This is a genomic window from Lentzea sp. NPDC004789, from assembly GCF_053601075.1.
The window spans coordinates 1-18185 of the sequence record NZ_JBSGBE010000023.1 but is presented as its reverse complement, the minus strand read 5'-3'; the positions used below and the strand labels follow the sequence as shown (position 1 = coordinate 18185).

General features: G+C 69.1%; 15 protein-coding genes. 12 read left to right on the top strand and 3 right to left on the bottom strand.

Annotation, left to right across the window (positions count from 1 at the left end; translation table 11 throughout):
• The first annotated feature begins 3 nt into the window (after positions 1-3).
• The 6 genes from ACWEIJ_RS37900 (at position 4) to ACWEIJ_RS37875 (ending at position 8290) form a co-directional block, all read left to right on the top strand.
• Positions 4-531: a potassium-transporting ATPase subunit C gene (locus tag ACWEIJ_RS37900; protein ID WP_449842093.1), complete on the top strand. Its 528-nt coding sequence runs from the start codon at positions 4-6 to the stop codon at positions 529-531.
• Complete coding sequence (locus ACWEIJ_RS37895; RefSeq protein ID WP_449842092.1) at positions 509-3091, top strand: DUF4118 domain-containing protein; 2583 nt, start codon at positions 509-511, stop codon at positions 3089-3091. Before ACWEIJ_RS37900 ends, ACWEIJ_RS37895 begins: the two co-directional genes overlap by 23 nt.
• The gene (locus tag ACWEIJ_RS37890; protein WP_449842091.1) at positions 3088-3765 is read left to right on the top strand and encodes a response regulator; all 678 of its coding nucleotides are present in this window, start codon (positions 3088-3090) and stop codon (positions 3763-3765) included. The genes ACWEIJ_RS37895 and ACWEIJ_RS37890 overlap by 4 nt, the downstream gene beginning before the upstream one ends.
• Before the next feature lie 94 nt (positions 3766-3859).
• Complete coding sequence (locus ACWEIJ_RS37885) at positions 3860-4282, top strand: hypothetical protein (protein ID WP_449842090.1); 423 nt, start codon at positions 3860-3862, stop codon at positions 4280-4282.
• A gap of 47 nt (positions 4283-4329) precedes the next feature.
• Positions 4330-6357 carry an APC family permease gene (locus ACWEIJ_RS37880; protein ID WP_449842089.1) on the top strand — a complete coding sequence of 676 codons (2028 nt, stop codon included), beginning with the start codon at positions 4330-4332 and terminating at the stop codon, positions 6355-6357.
• A gap of 1 nt (position 6358) precedes the next feature.
• Positions 6359-8290 (top strand): amino acid transporter, encoded by a 1932-nt coding sequence (locus ACWEIJ_RS37875; RefSeq protein WP_449842088.1) that lies wholly within the window; start codon positions 6359-6361, stop codon positions 8288-8290.
• 17 nt (positions 8291-8307) lie between these two features.
• Here the strand turns inward: ACWEIJ_RS37875 and ACWEIJ_RS37870 are convergent, their stop codons facing one another.
• On the bottom strand, positions 8308-8787 hold the full coding sequence (locus ACWEIJ_RS37870) for a hypothetical protein (RefSeq protein ID WP_449842087.1): 480 nt from the start codon (positions 8785-8787) through the stop codon (positions 8308-8310).
• Between the two features lie 326 nt (positions 8788-9113).
• Between ACWEIJ_RS37870 and ACWEIJ_RS37865 the strand changes: the two genes are divergently transcribed.
• The 6 genes from ACWEIJ_RS37865 (at position 9114) to ACWEIJ_RS37840 (ending at position 16406) form a co-directional block, all read left to right on the top strand.
• Positions 9114-10133, top strand: a complete 1020-nt coding sequence (locus ACWEIJ_RS37865; protein WP_449842086.1) for a LacI family DNA-binding transcriptional regulator — start codon at positions 9114-9116, stop codon at positions 10131-10133.
• Between the two features lie 104 nt (positions 10134-10237).
• Positions 10238-11518, top strand: coding sequence for a sugar ABC transporter substrate-binding protein (locus ACWEIJ_RS37860; protein WP_449842085.1), 1281 nt, complete (start codon positions 10238-10240; stop codon positions 11516-11518).
• Positions 11519-11575: 57 nt separating this feature from the next.
• Positions 11576-12529, top strand: coding sequence for a carbohydrate ABC transporter permease (locus ACWEIJ_RS37855; RefSeq protein WP_449842084.1), 954 nt, complete (start codon positions 11576-11578; stop codon positions 12527-12529).
• Between the two features lie 3 nt (positions 12530-12532).
• Entirely contained in the window at positions 12533-13417 is an 885-nt protein-coding gene (locus ACWEIJ_RS37850) for a carbohydrate ABC transporter permease (protein WP_449842083.1), read from the top strand.
• A gap of 38 nt (positions 13418-13455) precedes the next feature.
• Positions 13456-14412 (top strand): glycosyl hydrolase family 32, encoded by a 957-nt coding sequence (locus ACWEIJ_RS37845; RefSeq protein WP_449842082.1) that lies wholly within the window; start codon positions 13456-13458, stop codon positions 14410-14412.
• A gap of 17 nt (positions 14413-14429) precedes the next feature.
• Positions 14430-16406 (top strand): glycoside hydrolase family 32 protein, encoded by a 1977-nt coding sequence (locus tag ACWEIJ_RS37840; RefSeq protein ID WP_449842081.1) that lies wholly within the window; start codon positions 14430-14432, stop codon positions 16404-16406.
• Between the two features lie 397 nt (positions 16407-16803).
• Here ACWEIJ_RS37840 and ACWEIJ_RS37835 read toward each other — a convergent pair whose 3' ends face one another.
• Entirely contained in the window at positions 16804-17475 is a 672-nt protein-coding gene (locus tag ACWEIJ_RS37835) for a hypothetical protein (RefSeq protein ID WP_449842080.1), read from the bottom strand.
• 60 nt (positions 17476-17535) lie between these two features.
• A complete protein-coding gene (locus tag ACWEIJ_RS37830) occupies positions 17536-18084 on the bottom strand; it encodes a transposase domain-containing protein (RefSeq protein WP_449842079.1) in 549 nt (182 codons plus the stop codon).
• Positions 18085-18185 lie beyond the last annotated feature (101 nt).

The following is an 18185-nucleotide window of genomic DNA, read 5'->3' as shown; positions in this document are numbered from 1 at the left end:
CCAATGGACAACTTCTTCAAGCAGGCGTGGGCAGGCCTTCGCATCCTGCTGGCTCTCACGGTCGTGTGCGGGGTGCTGTACCCGCTGGCGGTGTGGGGCGTCTCCCGCCTCCCCGGCCTGCACGCCAACGCCGAGGCAACCGACACCACGCTCGTCGCGGTCGTCCGCGAGGGGGACAGGTACTTCGTGCCGCGGCCGTCCGCCGCGACGCTGCCCGCGTCCGGTGGCTCCAACAAGGGCGAGCGCAACGAGGACTACACCAAGAAGATCGACGAGCTGCGCACGGCCATCGCCCAGCGTGAAGGCGTTGCCGAGGACCAGGTGCCGCAGGACGCCGTCACCGCGTCGGCGTCCGGACTCGACCCGGACATCAGCCCGGAGTACGCGGAGATCCAGGTGCCGCGGGTGGCGCGGGCCAGTGGCCTGTCCGAGGCGAAGGTCCGCGAGCTCGTCAGGGCGAACACCGGTGGCACCTTCACCACGACTGTGAACGTGACGGCGCTGAACCGTGCCATCGACGCAGCCAGGTGAGAAGCGCCGCGGCGAGCTGAGGATCTACCTCGGTGCCGCTCCCGGTGTCGGCAAGACCTTCGCCATGCTCGGCGAGGCTCACCGGCGCCGGGAGCGCGGTACCGACGTGGTCGTGGGCCTCGTCGAGACGCACGGTCGGCAGAAGACGCAGAGCCTGCTCGACGGCCTGGAGATCCTGCCCCGCAAGCAGATCCACCACCGCGGCGTCGACTTCACCGAGATGGACGTCGACGGCCTGCTGGCCCGCGCGCCCGAGGTGGCGGTGGTCGACGAGCTCGCGCACACCAACGTGCCGGGCTCGCGCAACGAGAAGCGCTGGCAGGACGTCGAGGAACTGCTCGACGCCGGCATCGACGTGCTGTCCACCGTGAACGTCCAGCACCTGGAGTCGCTCAACGACGTCGTCGAACGGATCACCGGTGTCACGCAACGGGAAACCGTGCCGGACGAGATCGTCCGCCGCGCCGAACAGGTCGAGCTCGTCGACGTCACCCCGGAGGCGTTGAGACGGAGGTTGGCGCACGGCAACGTCTACGCGGCTCACAAGATCGATGCCGCGCTGGGCAACTACTTCCGCGTCGGCAACCTGACCGCGCTGCGCGAACTGGCGCTGCTGTGGGTGGCCGACCAGGTCGACGTCGCCCTGCAGCGCTACCGCCAGGACCGGCAGATCACCGACACCTGGGAGACCCGCGAACGCGTCGTCGCCGCGATCACCGGCGGACCGGAGAGCGAGACCCTCATCCGCCGCGCCCGCCGCATCGCCCTGCGCGCGGGCGCGGAGCTTCTGGTGGTCCACGTGATGCGCGGCGACGGGCTCACCGGCGCGTCACCCGAGGCCGTGGCGAAGTGCCGCAAGGTCGCCGAGGACCTCAACGCCACGTTCCACTCGGTGGTCGGCGACGACGTGCCGACCGCGCTGCTGGAGTTCGCCCGCGGCGTCAACGCCACCCAGCTCGTCCTCGGCACCTCGCGCCGGTCACGGCTCGCCCGCGCGCTCGACGAGGGCATCGGCGCGGCCGTGATCCACGACTCGGGCCCGATCGACGTGCACATGGTCACGCACGACGCGGCGCGCCGGGGCCTGCGCTGGAAGATCGGCCGCAACGCGCTCAGCGCCGGTCGGCAGCTCGCGGGCTGGCTCGCATCCGTGCTGCTGCCCGGGCTGACGACCGTGCTCGGCCTGTTCTGGCGCGACGACGTCGACTACTCCACCGACCTGGTGGGATTCCTGCTCGCCACCTGCGTCGTCGCGCTGGTCGGCGGCCTGGGACCGGCACTCGTCAGCGCGTTCCTCGGCGCGGGGCTGCTCAACTTCTTCTTCACCGAGCCCTACTACAGCCTGGCGGTGAACACACCGGAGAACGTGATCACGTTGATCGCCATGGTGATCGTGGCGACCATCGTCGCGCTGGTGGTGGACCGCGCGGCGCGGCTGGCCGAGCAGGGCGCCCGCGCCCGCACCGAGGCCGCCCTGCTCGCCTCCTACTCCCGCACGGTGCTCACCAGCCCGTATCCGTTGTCACGGCTGCTGGAGAAGATCCGGGAGAACTTCGGTCTCGACTCGGTGGCGTTGCTGGAACGCCGCAACGGCGGCTGGGAACGCGTGGCGTGCGTGGGCCCGCGGCCGTGCGACGAGCCGGACGACGCCGACGCCGACATCGCGGTCACCTCCGACATCCACCTGGCGTTGCGCGGGCGAACGCTGCCCGCGAGCGACCAGCGAGTGCTGGAAGCCGCCGCGGGCCAGGCGTTGATGGCACTGCGGCAGCAGCGCATGGCCGCGGAGACCCTCGACGCGCAACGCAAGGTCGAGACCACCGAACTGCGCACCGCGTTGCTGTCCGCCGTGGGCCACGACCTGCGCACCCCGCTGACGTCCATCAAGGCGGCGATCGGCAGCCTCCGCGACCGCGAACTACGACTGTCCGAAGAGGACACGGCAGAGCTCATGGCCACCGTGGAGGAGTCGGCGGACCGGCTCAACGGCCTCGTCGACAACCTGCTCGACTCCTCCCGTCTCGCCACGGGATCGGTGTCGCCGCAGCTGCGTCCGGTGAGCTACTACGAGATCGTGGCCAGGTCGCTCACCGGCATCGACGAACGGCACACGATGACCGTCGACGTCGACGAGAGCCTGCCGCAGGTCGTCGCCGACGCCGGCCTGCTGGAACGCGCGGTGGCCAACGTCATCGACAACGCGCTGCGCCACGGCAGGCTCAGCCCGCGCCGCCTGATCGACGTGGACGGCGACGGGCGGATCGACGACGACGAACCGGAGATCGCGGTCCGGGCCAGCGCACACGGTGACCACGTCGAGCTGCGCGTGGTCGACCACGGCCCCGGTCTGCCGAAGAAGTCCGCGGCCCGCGTCTTCACGCCGTTCCAGCGGCTGGGCGACCGGGACGCCACCCCCGGAGTCGGGCTGGGCCTCAGCGTGGCCAAGGGCTTCACCGAGGCCATGGGCGGTGAGATCCACGCCGAGGACACGCCGGGCGGCGGCCTCACGGTCGTCATCTCCCTACCCGCTCACAAGCACGCCGAGGAGCATCTGGCATGACCACTGTGCTGGTGGTGGACGACGAGCCCCAGATCGTCCGCGCGCTGCGCATCAACCTCTCCGCGCGCGGCTACGACGTGTTCACCGCGTACGACGGCAAGACCGCCCTGCGCGTCGCCGTGGACGAGAAGCCGGACGTCGTGGTGCTCGACCTCGGCCTCCCCGACATCGACGGCGTGGACGTCATCGTCGGCCTGCGCGGCTGGACGACGATGCCGATCATCGTGCTGTCCGCGAGAACCGAGTCCGCGCTCAAGGTCGAGGCGCTCGACGCGGGAGCGGACGACTACGTCACCAAACCGTTCGGAATGGACGAACTGCTCGCCCGCCTGCGCGCCGCGGTGCGCAGGGCCACCACGCAGACCGTCGAGGACCCGATCGTGACCACGGCGACGTTCACCGTCGACCTGTCGGTGAAGAAGGTGCACCGCGACGGTGCCGAGGTGCACCTGACCCCGACGGAGTGGGGGCTGCTGGAGATCCTGGCCCGCAACCCCGGTCGCCTGGTGTCGCAGAAGCAGCTGCTGCGCGACGTCTGGGGACCGTCGCACGTCGGGGAGTCGCAGTACCTGCGGGTGTACCTGGCGCAGCTGAGGCGCAAGCTGGAGACCGATCCGTCGCGGCCTCGGCACCTGATCACCGAAGCGGGCATGGGCTACCGGCTGGAGCTGTAAGGATCGCGTCAGGGTTCTCCGGTTGGGCGTTGGGAGTTCGCCAAGGACCCTCCTCGTCCGGGTCGTCTCGCGGTGAACTGATGGCATGCAACGGATGTCGGGAGGGTTCGGCTTCCCCTTGGGCGTGGTGCTCGGGATCGCGGCCACCGTGCTGGTCGTGGCCACCGGGGCGACCGGTCAACCGGTGCTGTCCGTGATCGCGATGGTCGCCGTGGTCAACCTGATCGCGCTGATCTCCACCTGGCGGGCCGCGCTCGGGACCGCGGTGGTGTGCTGGTTCCTGCACGACGGCTTCGTGCTCGGCCGGCACGGCGACCTCGCACTGGTCGGCCAGGCGGGCCATGATGCTCTGGTCATCGGCCTCGACGCGCTGGCGGTCCTGCTGCTCGTCTCGACCTTCCGCGCCGTGGTGGCTCCCGTGCCGCACCTGCGCGAGGACGACCCGTCCGCCCCGCGTCTGCCCGTTCAGCGGCAGCCGGTCTTTACGCAATCCCAACGCCCCACGACCCGATCTTGACGGGTTCTTTGCAGGCGTGACCTGGCTCGACCGTTCATGCTGGCGGCGTGCCGTCCTCCACCTCGTGGGTCAAGCGGTTGGTGCTCGGACGACCGTTCCGCAGTGACCGGCTGGGCGAGACCCTGCTGCCCAAACGACTCGCGCTGCCGATCTTCGCCAGTGACCCGCTGTCGTCAGTCGCCTACGCCACGCAGGAGATCCTGCTGATCCTCACCCTCGGCGGGCTGGCGTTCCTGCACCTCGCGCCGTGGGTGGGGCTCGCCGTGGCGGTGCTGCTCACCGTGGTGGTCATCTCGTACCGGCAGGTCGTGCGCGCCTATCCCAGTGGCGGCGGCTCGTACGAGGTGGCGTCGCGCAACCTCGGCCGCTCGGCAGGGCTCGTGGTCGCGGCAGCCCTGATGGTCGACTACATCATGACCGTGGCGGTGTCCGTCGCCGCAGGCGTGGACAACATCATCTCCGCGGTACCGGAGCTCAACCCGTACCGGGTGGCGATCAACCTCGGCTTCATCGCCTTTCTGACCGCCATGAACCTGCGCGGTGTGCGCGAGTCCGGCCGGACGTTCGCCGTGCCCACCTACGCGTTCGTCGTCGGTGTGCTGCTGATGATCGCGGTTGGGCTGGTCCGCACCGTCCTCGGCCATCCACCGGTCGCGGAGAGCGCCGGCTACGGCATCCGCCCCGAACAGGTCGGCCTGAGCACGCTGGCGGTCGCGTTCCTGGTGCTGCGCGCGTTCTCGTCCGGCTGCACCGCGCTGACCGGCGCGGAGGCGATCTCCAACGGCGTGCCCGCGTTCCGCAAACCCAAGTCGCACAACGCCGCCGTGACCATGTTGCTGATGGGCGGCATCTCGGTCGTCATGTTCGTCGGCGTCACCGCGCTGGCGCTCATCGCCAACGTGCGGTTCACCGAACACACCTGCGACCTGATCGGGTTCGTCGGCAACTGCGAGACCGATCCACAACGGACGGTGATCGCCCAGCTCGCCGCGGCGGTGTTCGGCGGCGACCAGACGTTCTTCTTCTACTACATCCAGGCCGCCACCGCGCTGATCCTCATCCTCGCGGCGAACACCGCCTACAACGGCTTCCCGCTGCTGGGCTCGATCCTCGCGCAGGACCGCTACCTGCCGCGGCAGCTGCACACCCGCGGCGACCGGCTGGCGTTCTCCAACGGCATCGTCGTGCTCGCGGCGATCGCGGGAAGCCTGATCTACGCGTTCGACGGCTCGGCCACCCGGCTCATCCAGCTCTACATCGTCGGCGTGTTCACCTCCTTCACCCTCTGCCAGGCGGGCATGGTCCGGCACTGGAACCGAGAACTGGTGCACGCCACGACCGGTGCCGAACGCCGCCGGATCCACCGCGCACGGTGGATCAACGCGCTCGGTGCCTGCTTCACCGGAGTGGTGCTGGTGGTCGTGCTCGTCACCAAGTTCACGCACGGCGCGTACCTGGTCGTGATCGCGATCCCGCTGCTGTACCTGATGATGCGAGCGATCCACCGCCACTACGACCGGGTGCGCGAGGAGCTGCGAGCCGGCACCGACGCCGAGACCCTGCCCAGCCGGGTGCACGCGCTCGTGCTCGTGTCGACGTTGCACAAGCCGACCCTGCGGGCCATCTCGTTCGCCCGCGCGACCCGGCCCGACACGGTGGCGGCGATCACCGTCAACGTCGACGACTCCGAGACCCGTGCCCTGCAACGGGAATGGGAGAGGCGGGGCGTGAAGATGCCGCTGAAGGTGATCGAGTCGCCCTACCGCGAGGTGACCCGGCCGGTGCTCGACTACGTGAAGAACCTCCAGCGCAGCAGCCCGCGCGACGTCGTGTGCATCTACATCCCCGAGTACGTCGTCGGCCGCTGGTGGGAGAACCTGCTGCACAACCAGAGCGCGTTGCGGCTCAAGGGCCGCCTTTTGTTCGAACCCGGCGTGATGGTCACGAGCGTGCCGTGGCAGCTCGCGTCCACCACCCGGCGCGATCCCGACCGCGTGGTGCACAGCCCAGGCGAAGTGCGCCGGGGAATCGGTGCCGCCACGTGGATCCCGGCCGAGAAGGAATCGGTGCACTAGCGTGCCTCAGCAGTCGAACAGGTTCCGGAACTGGCTGCTCGCGGATCTGCCCCGCCGGCAGGGCAGGTTCCCCGGACCGCACGTGCACAAGGTCGACCACGAGGGCAAGTCGTGGTGGAAGGTCATGTGCCTGACCGGCGTGGACTACTTCTCCACCCTCGGCTACCAACCCGGCATCGCCGCGCTCGCCGCCGGCCTGGTGTCGCCGCTGGCCACCCTCGTGCTGGTGCTGCTGACCCTGCTCGGCGCGCTGCCGGTGTACCGGCGGGTGGCGGGGGAGAGCCCGCACGGGCAGGGCTCGATCGCCATGCTGGAACGGCTGTTCTCCCAGTGGAAGGGCAAGCTCGCCGTCCTGGTGCTGCTCGGGTTCGTCGCCACCGACTTCATCATCACCATCACGCTCTCCGCCGCGGACGCGACGGCGCACGTGCTGGAGAACCCGTTCGCCCGTGACTTCCTGGACGGCCAACAGGTTCTCGTCACGCTCCTGCTGGTCGCGTTGCTCGGTGCGGTGTTCCTCAAGGGCTTCACCGAGGCGATCGGCCTCGCGGTCGGGCTCGTCGTGGTCTACCTGGGGCTCAACGTCGTGGTCGTCGGGGTTGCGCTGGGGCACGTCCTCGCCGCGCCACACCTGGTCGTCGACTGGTCGAACCTGCTGCTCGCCGAACGCGGCAACTGGTGGACGGCCGTGGCCATCGCGCTGATCGTCTTCCCCAAGCTGGCGCTCGGCCTGTCCGGCTTCGAGACCGGCGTCTCCGTGATGCCGCTGGTGAAGGGCGCTCCCGACGACGACCCCGACCGGCCCGCGGCCCGCATCCGCAACACCCGCAAGCTGCTCACCGCCGCGGCGCTGATCATGAGCGTGTTCCTGATCGCCTCAAGCTTCGCCACCACGTTGCTGATCCCGCAGGAGAAGTTCCAGCCCGGCGGCGAGGCCAGCGGCCGTGCGCTCGCCTACCTCGCGCACTCCTACCTCGGCGACTGGTTCGGCACCGTCTACGACCTGAGCACCATCGCGATCCTGTGGTTCGCCGGCGCGTCGGCCATGGCGGGCCTGCTCAACATCGTGCCGCGCTACCTGCCCCGCTACGGCATGGCACCGGACTGGACCCGCGCCACCCGGCCGCTGGTGCTGGTCTTCACCGTGATCGCGTTCGCCATCACCATCATCTTCAACGCAGGCGTCGACGCCCAGGGCGGCGCCTACGCCACCGGTGTGCTGGTGCTGATCACCTCCGCGTCGCTCGCGGTCACCCTGTCGGCGAGGGGCCGGGGCGAACGACGCGCGTTCGTCCTGTTCGGACTGATCACGCTCGTGTTCGTGTACACGACGTTCGCGAACATCATCGAGCGGCCGGACGGTGTGAAGATCGCGTCGTTCTTCATCCTCGCGATCGTCGTGACCTCGTTGATCTCGCACGCCACCCGCGCGACCGAGCTGCGGGTCACCGGTGTGGAGATGGACGACGAGGCGAAGCGGTTCCTCGACGAGTACCCCGGCGCCGAGATCCGCATCATCGCGAACGAACCCGACGACCGCGACGAGGCCGAGTACCGCGACAAGGAGCTCGAGGAACGCACCGACCACCACATCCCGGCCGGCGACCCCGTGCTGTTCCTCGAGGTGACCGTGCCGGACTCCTCGGAGTTCGAGGACGTCCTGCGGGTCACCGGCGAGGAGCGGTTCGGCTACCGCATCCTGCGGGTGGAAGCGCCGGCGATCCCGAACGCCATCGCCGGAGTGCTGCTGCACATCAAGGACATCACCGGCAAACTGCCGCACGTCTACTTCGCCTGGATGGAGACCAACCCGATCGTCCAGCTGCTCGGCTACACGCTGACCGGTGAGGGCGACGTGCCGCCGCTGACCCGCGAGGTGCTGCGCCAGGCCGAGCCGGAACCGGGCAACCGGCCGGTCGTGCACGTGGGCTGACCGTTGGCCGGCAGCGGTCAGGATTTGTGGTGCAGGTCCACGGTCAGGAAAGGGAGTATTCCTGACACCCAGTACGCGAGAGCACCCGATATGACGACGGGGATGGCGAACTGCAGCATCGCGGCGTCCATCTCGGCGGCGGTGGCGTGCCCGATGTGCGCGTCGGGAGGTGCGCTGAACCTCGCGCCCACCTCGGCGAGGCCGGGAACTGAGCCCACCACGACGCAGTAGAAGACGAGATGCAGCAGTCGGCCGACGAAGTCCCGCACGGGCCCGTGGACCGGCTCCGCCCGCAGTGTGAGGCCGAACGCCGCCACACCCATTCCGCACAACATGACCCAAGCGTTCGGCGAGGGGCGTCCCCAGTCGGCCAGGTTCACCAGACCTCGGTCTTCGTGGAGGTTGTGCCACGCGGTGATCACGAACATCGCGGCTCCCGCGAGCACGGTGACACTGCCTGCGACGCGCACGATGCGGTAGACGGTGTCAGCGGCCACGGTGGCTCCTCATCACGACGATGTTCCACTCACAGACGGCATCGGACCTGGGAGCGTTGAAATCGCCGTCGCACGCCACCTGATCGGCGCAGCGCGCGACGTCTGGTTGCCGGCGGTCGTTGCCGCTGCCGGTGACGACGTGCTTGCCATGCGGTACGGCCCGCCCGGTGCGCGGTGATCGACGCCGGGACCCGGCCTGCGGGTGGCGACCGTGCCGGTCCGCTCTTGACGGGCTCACAACCGCACTACATACTCGCTTAACCTCAAGTTAATCGATTAAACAGACCGGAGCCGGACGGAGGGTCGCCGCGATGGTTCGTGTCCGGATGGCCGATGTGGCAGCGCGTGCCGGTGTCTCCACGGCGACGGTGTCGATGGTCCTCAACGGGGTGAACTCGACGCGCATCTCGCCGCAGACCCAAGCGCGTGTGCGCGAGGCGGCCGAGGCGGTCGGCTACAAGCCGAACTCGGTGGCTCGCAGCCTGCGGACGCAGCGGACCCGCATGGTCGGCCTGATCTCGGACACCATCGCGACCACGCCGTTCGCCGGCCGCATGCTGGCCGGCGCCAACGACGTGGCACGCGAGCAGGGTCATCTGGTGGTCCTCGTCGACACCGAGCAGGACGTCGTGGCCGAGCGGCAGGCACTGCACGCGCTGAACGGGCAGCGGGTCGACGCCATCATCTACGCGTCCATGTGGCACCGCGTGGTCGAACTGCCGGAGGGTCTGCCCGAGGACGCCGTGCTGCTCGACTGCGTCCCGGCCGCGGGTGGCCGGGCCGCGGTCGTGCCGGACGAGCGTGCCGGGGGAATGGTGGCGGTACGGGAGCTGGTGGCCGCCGGACATCGCCGGATCGCCTTCCTGGACGCGGAGGAGCGGTTCGGCCTCGTCGCCTCTCGGCTGCGGTTCGAGGGGTACCTCGAGGTGCTCGCGGAGGTCGGGATCGAGCCGGACCCCGCCTTGCACGTGCGCGCCGAACCGGTGGCAGGCGGCGGACGGGAGGCCGCGCACAGGCTGTTGAGCCTGCCGGCCGGACAACGGCCCACCGCGATGTTCTGCTTCAACGACCGCATGGCGATGGGGGCCTACTCGGCGGCACTCCGTTGTGGCGTCTCGGTTCCCCGTGACCTGTCCGTCATCGGGTACGACGACCAGCAACTGGTCGCGGCCGAGCTCGACCCTCCGCTGACGACCGTCGCGCTGCCGCACTACGAGATGGGCCGCTGGGCGATGGAGGTGGCTCTCGGGCTGCGCCAGGCAGACGTGGAAGTCCCGCATCTCATGCCGTGCCCGATCGTCCGGCGGGCCTCGGTGAGCCCGCCGCCGGTTCCGTTTGGCGACTGACCGGCGGCGGATCTCACTTCGTTGCACTGCAATCCACCTGGCAGTTGGCGCTGCCATGAGCACGGAGGCGACGGCCGGTCGCGCTCCGGGAAAGAGACCGCACGGTGAAGCGCAAGTCCCTCTCGATGTTAGCAGTGGCGGCCCTGTCCGCGGCGCTCGTGCTCAGCGGCTGCGGCCGCGCGAGCGAGTCCTCGTCCGGTGGCTCGGGCGAGATCACGATGTGGACGCACTCGGCGGGCAACCCCGGTGAGCTGGCGGTGTACCAGCAGATCATCTCCGACTTCAACGCGTCGCAGAGCAAGTACAAGATCGTCCAGCAGAACTTCCCGCAGGGGGCCTACAACGACGCGGTCACCGCGGCCGCGACGGCGCGCAAACTGCCCTGCCTGCTGGACATGGACGGCCCGGTGATGCCGAACTGGGCCTGGGCCGGCTACCTGCAGCCGCTGGGGCTGCCGGACGATCTGCTCAACTCGTTGCTGCCCACGACCGTCGGCCGCTACAAGGACACCGTCTACTCGGCGGGCTACTGGGACGCCGCGCTGTCGATCTTCGCGCGCAAGTCGGTGCTGGACAGGAACAACGTCAGGATCCCGACCGTCGACCGGCCGTGGACGCTCGACGAGTTCGACGCGGCCGTCACCAGGTTGAAGGCGGGCGGTTATCGCACACCGCTCGACCTCGGGGCCGCGGACAAGGGCGAATGGTGGTCTTACGCGTACTCACCGATGCTGCAGAGCGCCGGTGGTGACCTGATCGACCGCGGCACGATGAAGACCGCCGCCGGTGTGTTGAACGGTGCGGACGCGGTGAAGTTCTTCACGTGGTTCCAGCAGGCGTTCCGCAACGGCTGGGCGGACAACGCCGGGCCTGTCGGCAACCAGCGGTTCATCGACGACAAGGTGGCTCTGAGCTACACCGGTGTGTGGAACGCGAAGGACGCACTCGCCGCTGTCGGCGACGACCTGCTGATTCTGCCGCCGGTGGACTTCGGCAAGGGCCCGAAGATCGGTGGCGGCTCCTGGCAGTGGGGCATCTCGGCCGGCTGCAAGAACGTCGAGGGAGCCCGCGCCTACCTCGAGTTCAGCTTCCAGGACAGGTATCTGACCGCCTTCGCCGACAGCCAGGTGGTCATCCCCAGCACGACGGCCGCGGCGAAGTCGTCGAAGTACTTCGGCGACAACGGCACCCTGCGCCAGTTCGCCGTGCTGTCGCAGAAGTTCGCGCTGGCCCGGCCCGCCACGCCCGGCTACCCGGTGATCTCCTCGACCTTCGAGAAGGCGGCGAAGGACATCATGAGCGGCGCCGAGGTGAAGTCCACTCTGGACACCGCCGCGAAGGCGATCGACGCCGACATCTCGTCGCAGCACGGCTACGGCTTCTAGTTCGTCGCTTCCCGCCGGGCGGCAGCGCCCGGCGGGCTGAGAGGGAAGGCACCTCCCATGATGGCGATCTCCTCGCCGGACTCCCGCGCCGCGAGCGCGGTCCCCAGGTCCGTGGCCCGACGCGGGACTCGCGCCGATCTGCGCTCCGAACGCCGCGCCGGCTGGGCGATGGTCGCTCCCGCGGTGCTGTTGCTGCTGGCGTTCCTGATCGTGCCGGTGATCCTCGGCTTCGCCCTGTCGTTCACCAACGCGCGGCTGATCTCCCCGGAACCGACCACCTTCACCGGCCTCGACAACTTCGTCCGCGCGTTCACGGCCGATCCGGCGTTCTTCCGGTCGTTGCTGAACACGTTCGCGTTCGCGGCCGTCGTCGTGCCGGTGCAGGCCGGCTTCGGCCTGGTCCTCGCGATCGGCGTGAACCAGAAGATCCGCGGGGCGGTGGCGTTCCGGGTCATCTTCTTCATCCCGGTCGTGACCTCGATCGTCGTGGTCTCGATCCTGTGGAAGTTCCTGTACCAGCCGGACGGGTTGGTCAACTCCTTCATCGACACGATCACCTTCGGCGCCTGGCACGGCACGGCGTGGCTGAACAACCCGAGCACCGCGCTCGCCGCGATCATCGTGCTGTCCATCTGGCAGGCGGTCGGTTTCCACATGTTGATCTGGCTGTCCGGGCTGCAGACCATCCCGGGAGAGCTGTACGAGGCCGCGCGGATCGACGGTGCCGGTGCCTGGCGGCAGTTCCGCGACGTGACGTGGCCGTGCCTGCGCCCGACCAGGGTGTTCGTGCTGATCACCATCACGATCGCCGCGCTCGGGTTGTTCGTGCAGATCGACGTGATGACCCAGGGCGGTCCGGTGGACTCCACCTCGACGCTGGTGTACCACGCGATTCGCATGGGCTACCGGCAGCAGCAGATCGGCTACGGCTCAGCGCTGTCGCTGGTCTTCTTCGTGCTGGTGCTCATCGTCGCGCTCGTGCAGCGCGTCCTGACCCGAGACGGGGACTGAGCCGTGGCCGAGCACGCGTTGCGCCGCCGCCGGCGGCTGTGGATCTACCTGGCGATGACCGGACTCGCCGTCTTCTTCCTGTTCCCGCTGGTGTTCATGTTCGTCTCCAGCCTGAAGCCCGACGGGCAGATCCTGTCCGACGTCGGTGGCTGGCGGGCGTTCCTGCCCGTCGGCGACATCAGCTTCCGCAACTACGCCGGGGTGTTCGACCGGGTACCGGTCGGCCGGTTCCTGCTGAACTCGGTGTTCGTCACGGTGGTCGTCGTGGGCGCGGGACTCGTGGTCAACTCCATGGCGGGGTTCGCGCTGTCGCGGTTGCGCTGGACCGGTCGCGGTGTGGTGTTGAGCGTCATCATCGCCACGCTGATCGTGCCGTTCGAGACGATCGCGGTGCCGATGGTCTACTGGGTTTCGCAGCTGCCGACGCTGGTGTTCCACAACGGGGTGGTCCAGTACGACTTCGGGTGGCTGGACTCCTACGAGGTGCAGATCATCCCGTTCATCGCCAACGGCTTCTCGGTCTTCCTGTTCGCCCAGTACTTCTCGACCATCCCGACGGCGATCGACGAGGCCGCCCGGATCGACGGCGCGGGCTGGTTCACCATCTACCGCAAGATCGCCGTGCCGTTGTCGGGACCCGCGTTCGCCACCGTCGCGATCCTGACCTTCCTGCCCGCCTGGAACCAGTACCTGTGGCCGAGCATGGTCGTGCAGGACGAGAACCTGCGGCCGGTCATGGTCGGCCTGCAGTACTTCTTCCAGGACAACACCGCCTGGGGCGAGATCATGGCCTACACCTCGATGATCACGCTGCCCGTGCTGGTCGTGTTCCTCGCCTTCCAGCGCGCCTTCGTCAGCAGCGTCGCCGCGAGCGGTGTGAAGGGCTGACTTCGCTTCCCCCACAAGACCTTTCGAAAGGCCTCTGCATGTTCGCGCTGCCCGATTCCTGGGTCTGGGACTTCTGGTTCGCCGACGACGGCGAGAGCTACCACCTCTTCTTCCTCCACGCTTCAAGGGCCTTGCACGATCCGGACGCCCGCCACTACCGCGCCTCGATCGGTCACGCGGTCTCGGCCGACCTGGTGAGCTGGACCCGGATCGAGGACGCGCTGGTCCGCGCGGACGCCCCGGCGTTCGACGACCTCGCGACCTGGACCGGTTCGGTGGTGCGAGATCCGGACGGCACCTGGCTGCTGTTCTACACCGGTGCCACCGCCGCCCCGGACGGCCGGAACGTGCAGCGGATCGGCTGTGCCAGATCGCCGGATCTCATCACCTGGCAAAGGGTTTCCAGCAACCCGGTCCTCGTCGCCGACCCCCGCTGGTACGAGACGCTGGACGCGGGCGTGTGGCACGACGAGGCGTTCCGCGACCCGTGGGTGTTCGCCGACCCGGACGGCCACGGCTGGCACATGCTCATCACCGCTCGCTCCGCCACCGGCGAACCGTTCGAGCGCGGCGTGGTCGGCCACGCGGTCTCCGACGACCTGCGGCGCTGGGAACCGCGCCCACCGCTGACCGCCGCCGGAGCGCGGGGGTTCGGCCAGCTGGAGGTCACCCAGGTCGAGGTCGTGGACGGCAAGCCGGTCCTGCTGTTCTCCTGCCTGGCCGAACACGCCTCGCCCGACCGCCGGGCGACCGGCACGACCGGCGGAATCTGGGCCGCCCCCGCCTGCGGCCTGCTCGGCCCGTTCGACATCGCGGCCGCCGAGCCGGTCACCGACGACCGCTTCTACAGCGGACGCCTGATCCGCCGCCGCTCCGATGACCGCTGGGTGCTGCTCGCGTTCCACAACCGCGGCGAGCACGGCTTCGTCGGCGCCATCAGCGATCCCATGCCCGTGGCGTGGGACGGCAAACGTCTCAGCGTTGTAGATCCCTGACGGTTCCTGGAGGACGGATGAGCTCAACGACGAGCACACTTCGCCTGCTGCGGACGGCACTGGCCGCCGCACTCGTGCTGGCCTCAGGGGCGGTGGGCCACCCGAGCACCGCCGCCCCGGCCGCCACTTATCGCGCGCAGTACCACTTCACCGTGCCCGACCATTGGAAGAACGACCCCCAACGGCCGGTCTACCTCAACGGGAAGTTCCACTACTACTATCTCTACAACGCCGACTATCCAACGGAAGTCGGCACGGCGTGGCGACTGGCCACGACCACTGACGGGGTCGCCTTCGCGGACCAGGGCATCGCCGCGCCGAAGAAGACGAACGCGAACCACGACCTCTGGTCCGGTTCCGCGGTCGTCGACACCGCGAACACGGCCGGATTCGGCGCCGGCGCGGTGATCCAGCTCGTCACGCAGATGGACCACCCGACGAACGGCTCCGGGCCGCAGGCGCAGTTCCTGTGGTATTCGATCGACGGCGGCCGGACCTTCCGGCCGCACGGCGACACCCCGGTGATCCCCAACGGCGGCCGGGCGGACTTCCGCGACCCGAAGGTGATCTGGGACTCGGACCGCGCACGGTGGGTCGCGGCGATCACCGAAGGAGACCGGATCGGGTTCTTCACCTCGCCCGACCTGAAGACGTGGACGCGGCAGTCCGAGTTCGCGTCCACCTACGGCACGCTCGAATGCCCGGACCTGTTCCAGCTGCGCGCCGACGACGGCACCACGCACTGGGTGCTCGGCGTGAGCGCCAACGGCAGGGCGTCCGGGAAGCCGGAAACCTATGCCTACTGGACGGGTTCCTTCAACGGCACCGCGTTCACGGCCGACTCCGCCGTGCCGCAGTGGCTGGATCACGGCTTCGACTGGTACGCCGGAGTGACCTGGGAGGACCCCGCCGCGCCGCTGGACCGGCGGTTCGGGATGGCCTGGATGAACAACTGGGCGTACGCGGACACCACACCGTCCAGGGCCTCGGACGGCTTCAACGGAACCGACTCGATCGTCCGGGAGATCACGCTGAAGCACTACGCCGACGGGTACTCGCTGGCGTCCCGGCCGACCTCCGCCCTGACCGCCCACGCCTCCTCCGTGACCGACCTCGGCACCATCCAGGTCGACGGCGGTCTGGTGCCGTTGGCGTACCGGGGCACGGCGTACCAGCTGGAGACCGATGTCAGCTGGGCCCAGCTCGACAACATCGGACTGCAGCTGCGGGTGTCGGCGGACGGGACCCGGCATGCGGATGCCGGGATCTACCACGACTACAGCTACCTGAACCGGCGCGAGACCGGGCAGCCCGATCCGGGTGGACCGCGAGGGGAGAGCCACGCCCCGTGGGATCCCGCGAAAACCACCGCGCACCTGAGGATCCTGGTCGACCGGACCACGATCGAGGTGTTCGTGGACGACGGCCGCTACGTGCACTCCAGCCAGGTGTTCGCCGACCCCGCGGACACCGGCATCAACCTCTACACCACCGGCGGCAGCGCCACCTTCGCCAACACGACGATCACCGAGTTCCACGACCTCTCCCAGCGTCCGGCCAGGCTGCTCTCGGGCTTCGAAGGCTCTACCTACGATCCCGGCTGGACCACCACCGGCAGCTTCGCCGGCACCGGACCCCTGCCCTGGTACCTGCCGGGCATGGTCGGAAACGCGGCGCTGGACACGTTCGCCGGCGGCGGTGACCCCGCGACCGGCACGATCACCTCGCCGCCGTTCACCGTGGACCGCGACCACGTGCACTTCCTGATCGCCGGCGGCGACCACCCGCACGGCTCGGCGGGGGAGACCTCGATCAACCTGGTCGTGCACGGCCAGGTGGTGCGAACGGCCACCGGAGACGACACCGGCGTGCTCAAGCCGGTCGACTGGGACGTCAGCGACCTGCGGGGACAGAACGCCGAAGTTCAGGTGATCGACCAGGCCACCGGCGCGTGGGGACATCTCATGATCGATCAGCTGCTCCTGAGCGACTGAGCGGATCGGCCGGAGGCGAACGGCATGTCCGTTCGCCTCCGGCCCCGTCGCATGCGTTTGCGCGACACGTCCGGGTATTACCTCGGCAGTGGAAACATGCCCGCGACCGGTGGTGATGACGTCAACGACGCCAGCGCACGGCTGTCGGCAAGATGCGATCCTCGAAGCCGGGTCCGGAGTCAATGCCACGTAGCTTAAGTTGATCTTGTTGTGGGTGTCGGCGTGAGGTAGTGCCGGATGGTGGCGGGTCCGGAGTGGCGTGTGCTGGCGGGTTCGTCGTGCCGTTTGACGCGATAGCTGTTGTGGCGCATGCGTTTGACGGCGCGGGGGACAGGTGCGGTGCTGGCGGGGCGGGATGCGCATGCCCGCGATCGCGGCCAGGATGCGGGGTAGCTGGTCAGTCCAGTCCTGAGGGGGGAATAGTTGCTGTGCCGGTGGCGGTCCAGCGGATCAGGCGCAGGGTCTGGGTGTAGGAGATCCGGTCGGGATCGAGGTCGGCGGCGGTGGCGGCGCGGGTGATCAGGGTGGTGATGGCGTGGTGGGTGATCAGCCAGGCCCAGATCTCCTGGTAGGCCAGTTCCGGTAGCCGGGAGCGCAGGATCCGGCCGGGGTCGCGGAGGTGGGTTTTGGCCTGGTCGTTGCCGGTTTCGTGTTCCCATCGCTGGTGGTAGGAGTCGGCGAGTTCATCGGCTCGGGCGTGGGCGGGGTCGAGGATGGTGGTGAGCAGGGTGATCACCTCGCCGGTGCCGTTGCCGTCCCGGTCGGGCACGTCGTACTCGATCACACGGGCCCATTGGCCGTCGGAGGGATGGATCTCGTGCCCGGCCTGGGCCGCGGCGACCACGCGTTCCCGGCGTTCGCGTTTGTGGGTTCTCGGGTTGGACAGCATGGTCAGGTAGGTGCCGTCGGCCAGGACCCGCACCACCGGCAGTATCAGGTTGGTCGGTGCCCGCCACACCAGCGCCGCTCCCGTGGCGGCGGCGGATTCCCAGTCGGGGTAGGAGTAGAAGTTGCGGTCCGCGGTCAGCGGCTCGTCGGCTTGTAGCCGGGGATAGAGCTTGCCCGCCAACGCTTTCTCCGACAGGGCATAGGTGCCGATCTCGGCGGCGAGAACGGCGTGGGTGTCGCATTAGGTCAGCGTCACCACCCGTGCTTTCGGGAACGCCGACCGGCCCTCACCGGTGCCGGCGTAGCCGAACTCGGCGGCGTTGGCCTCGGTGTCGGGCAGGTCGACCTCGACCCTGTCGACGGCTACCAGCCGCCAGTCCCGCAGCCACGCCCCGCGTGCCCGGCCGGTCGCCAGCATGCCCGCCATCGGCCCGGATTCCCCGCCTACCGGACCGGCGACCCGCTCGAACATCTCGCGGAACACCGCCGGGCCCAGTCGTTTACGGGCCTGGGTGATCGCACTGGAGGTCGGCGGCGTCCACGAGGCGTCCCAGCAGCCCCACCGGTCCAGCGAGCCCGTGACCTTGGCCGCGACCTCGGCGTAGTCATCGTCGCTGAACAGGCACAACGCCATCGTCAGATACGCCACCACATGCGGTGGCAGCTTCCCGTCCGAGCGACGCGCCCCCGCCCCGCACACCGCGATCGCCTCGTCCACCACATCCCGCGGCACCGCCGTCACCAGCACACCCAGCGACACCTGATCCGGTAACGCCACAGCCGTAGCCACGACCACTGGGGTTGCCCCGTTTTGACGGACAAGGTCGATGAGGTGTTGTCACGCTACCTGATCGACTGGTTGGTATCGGGTGGCTTCGTAGGTGGCGGGGC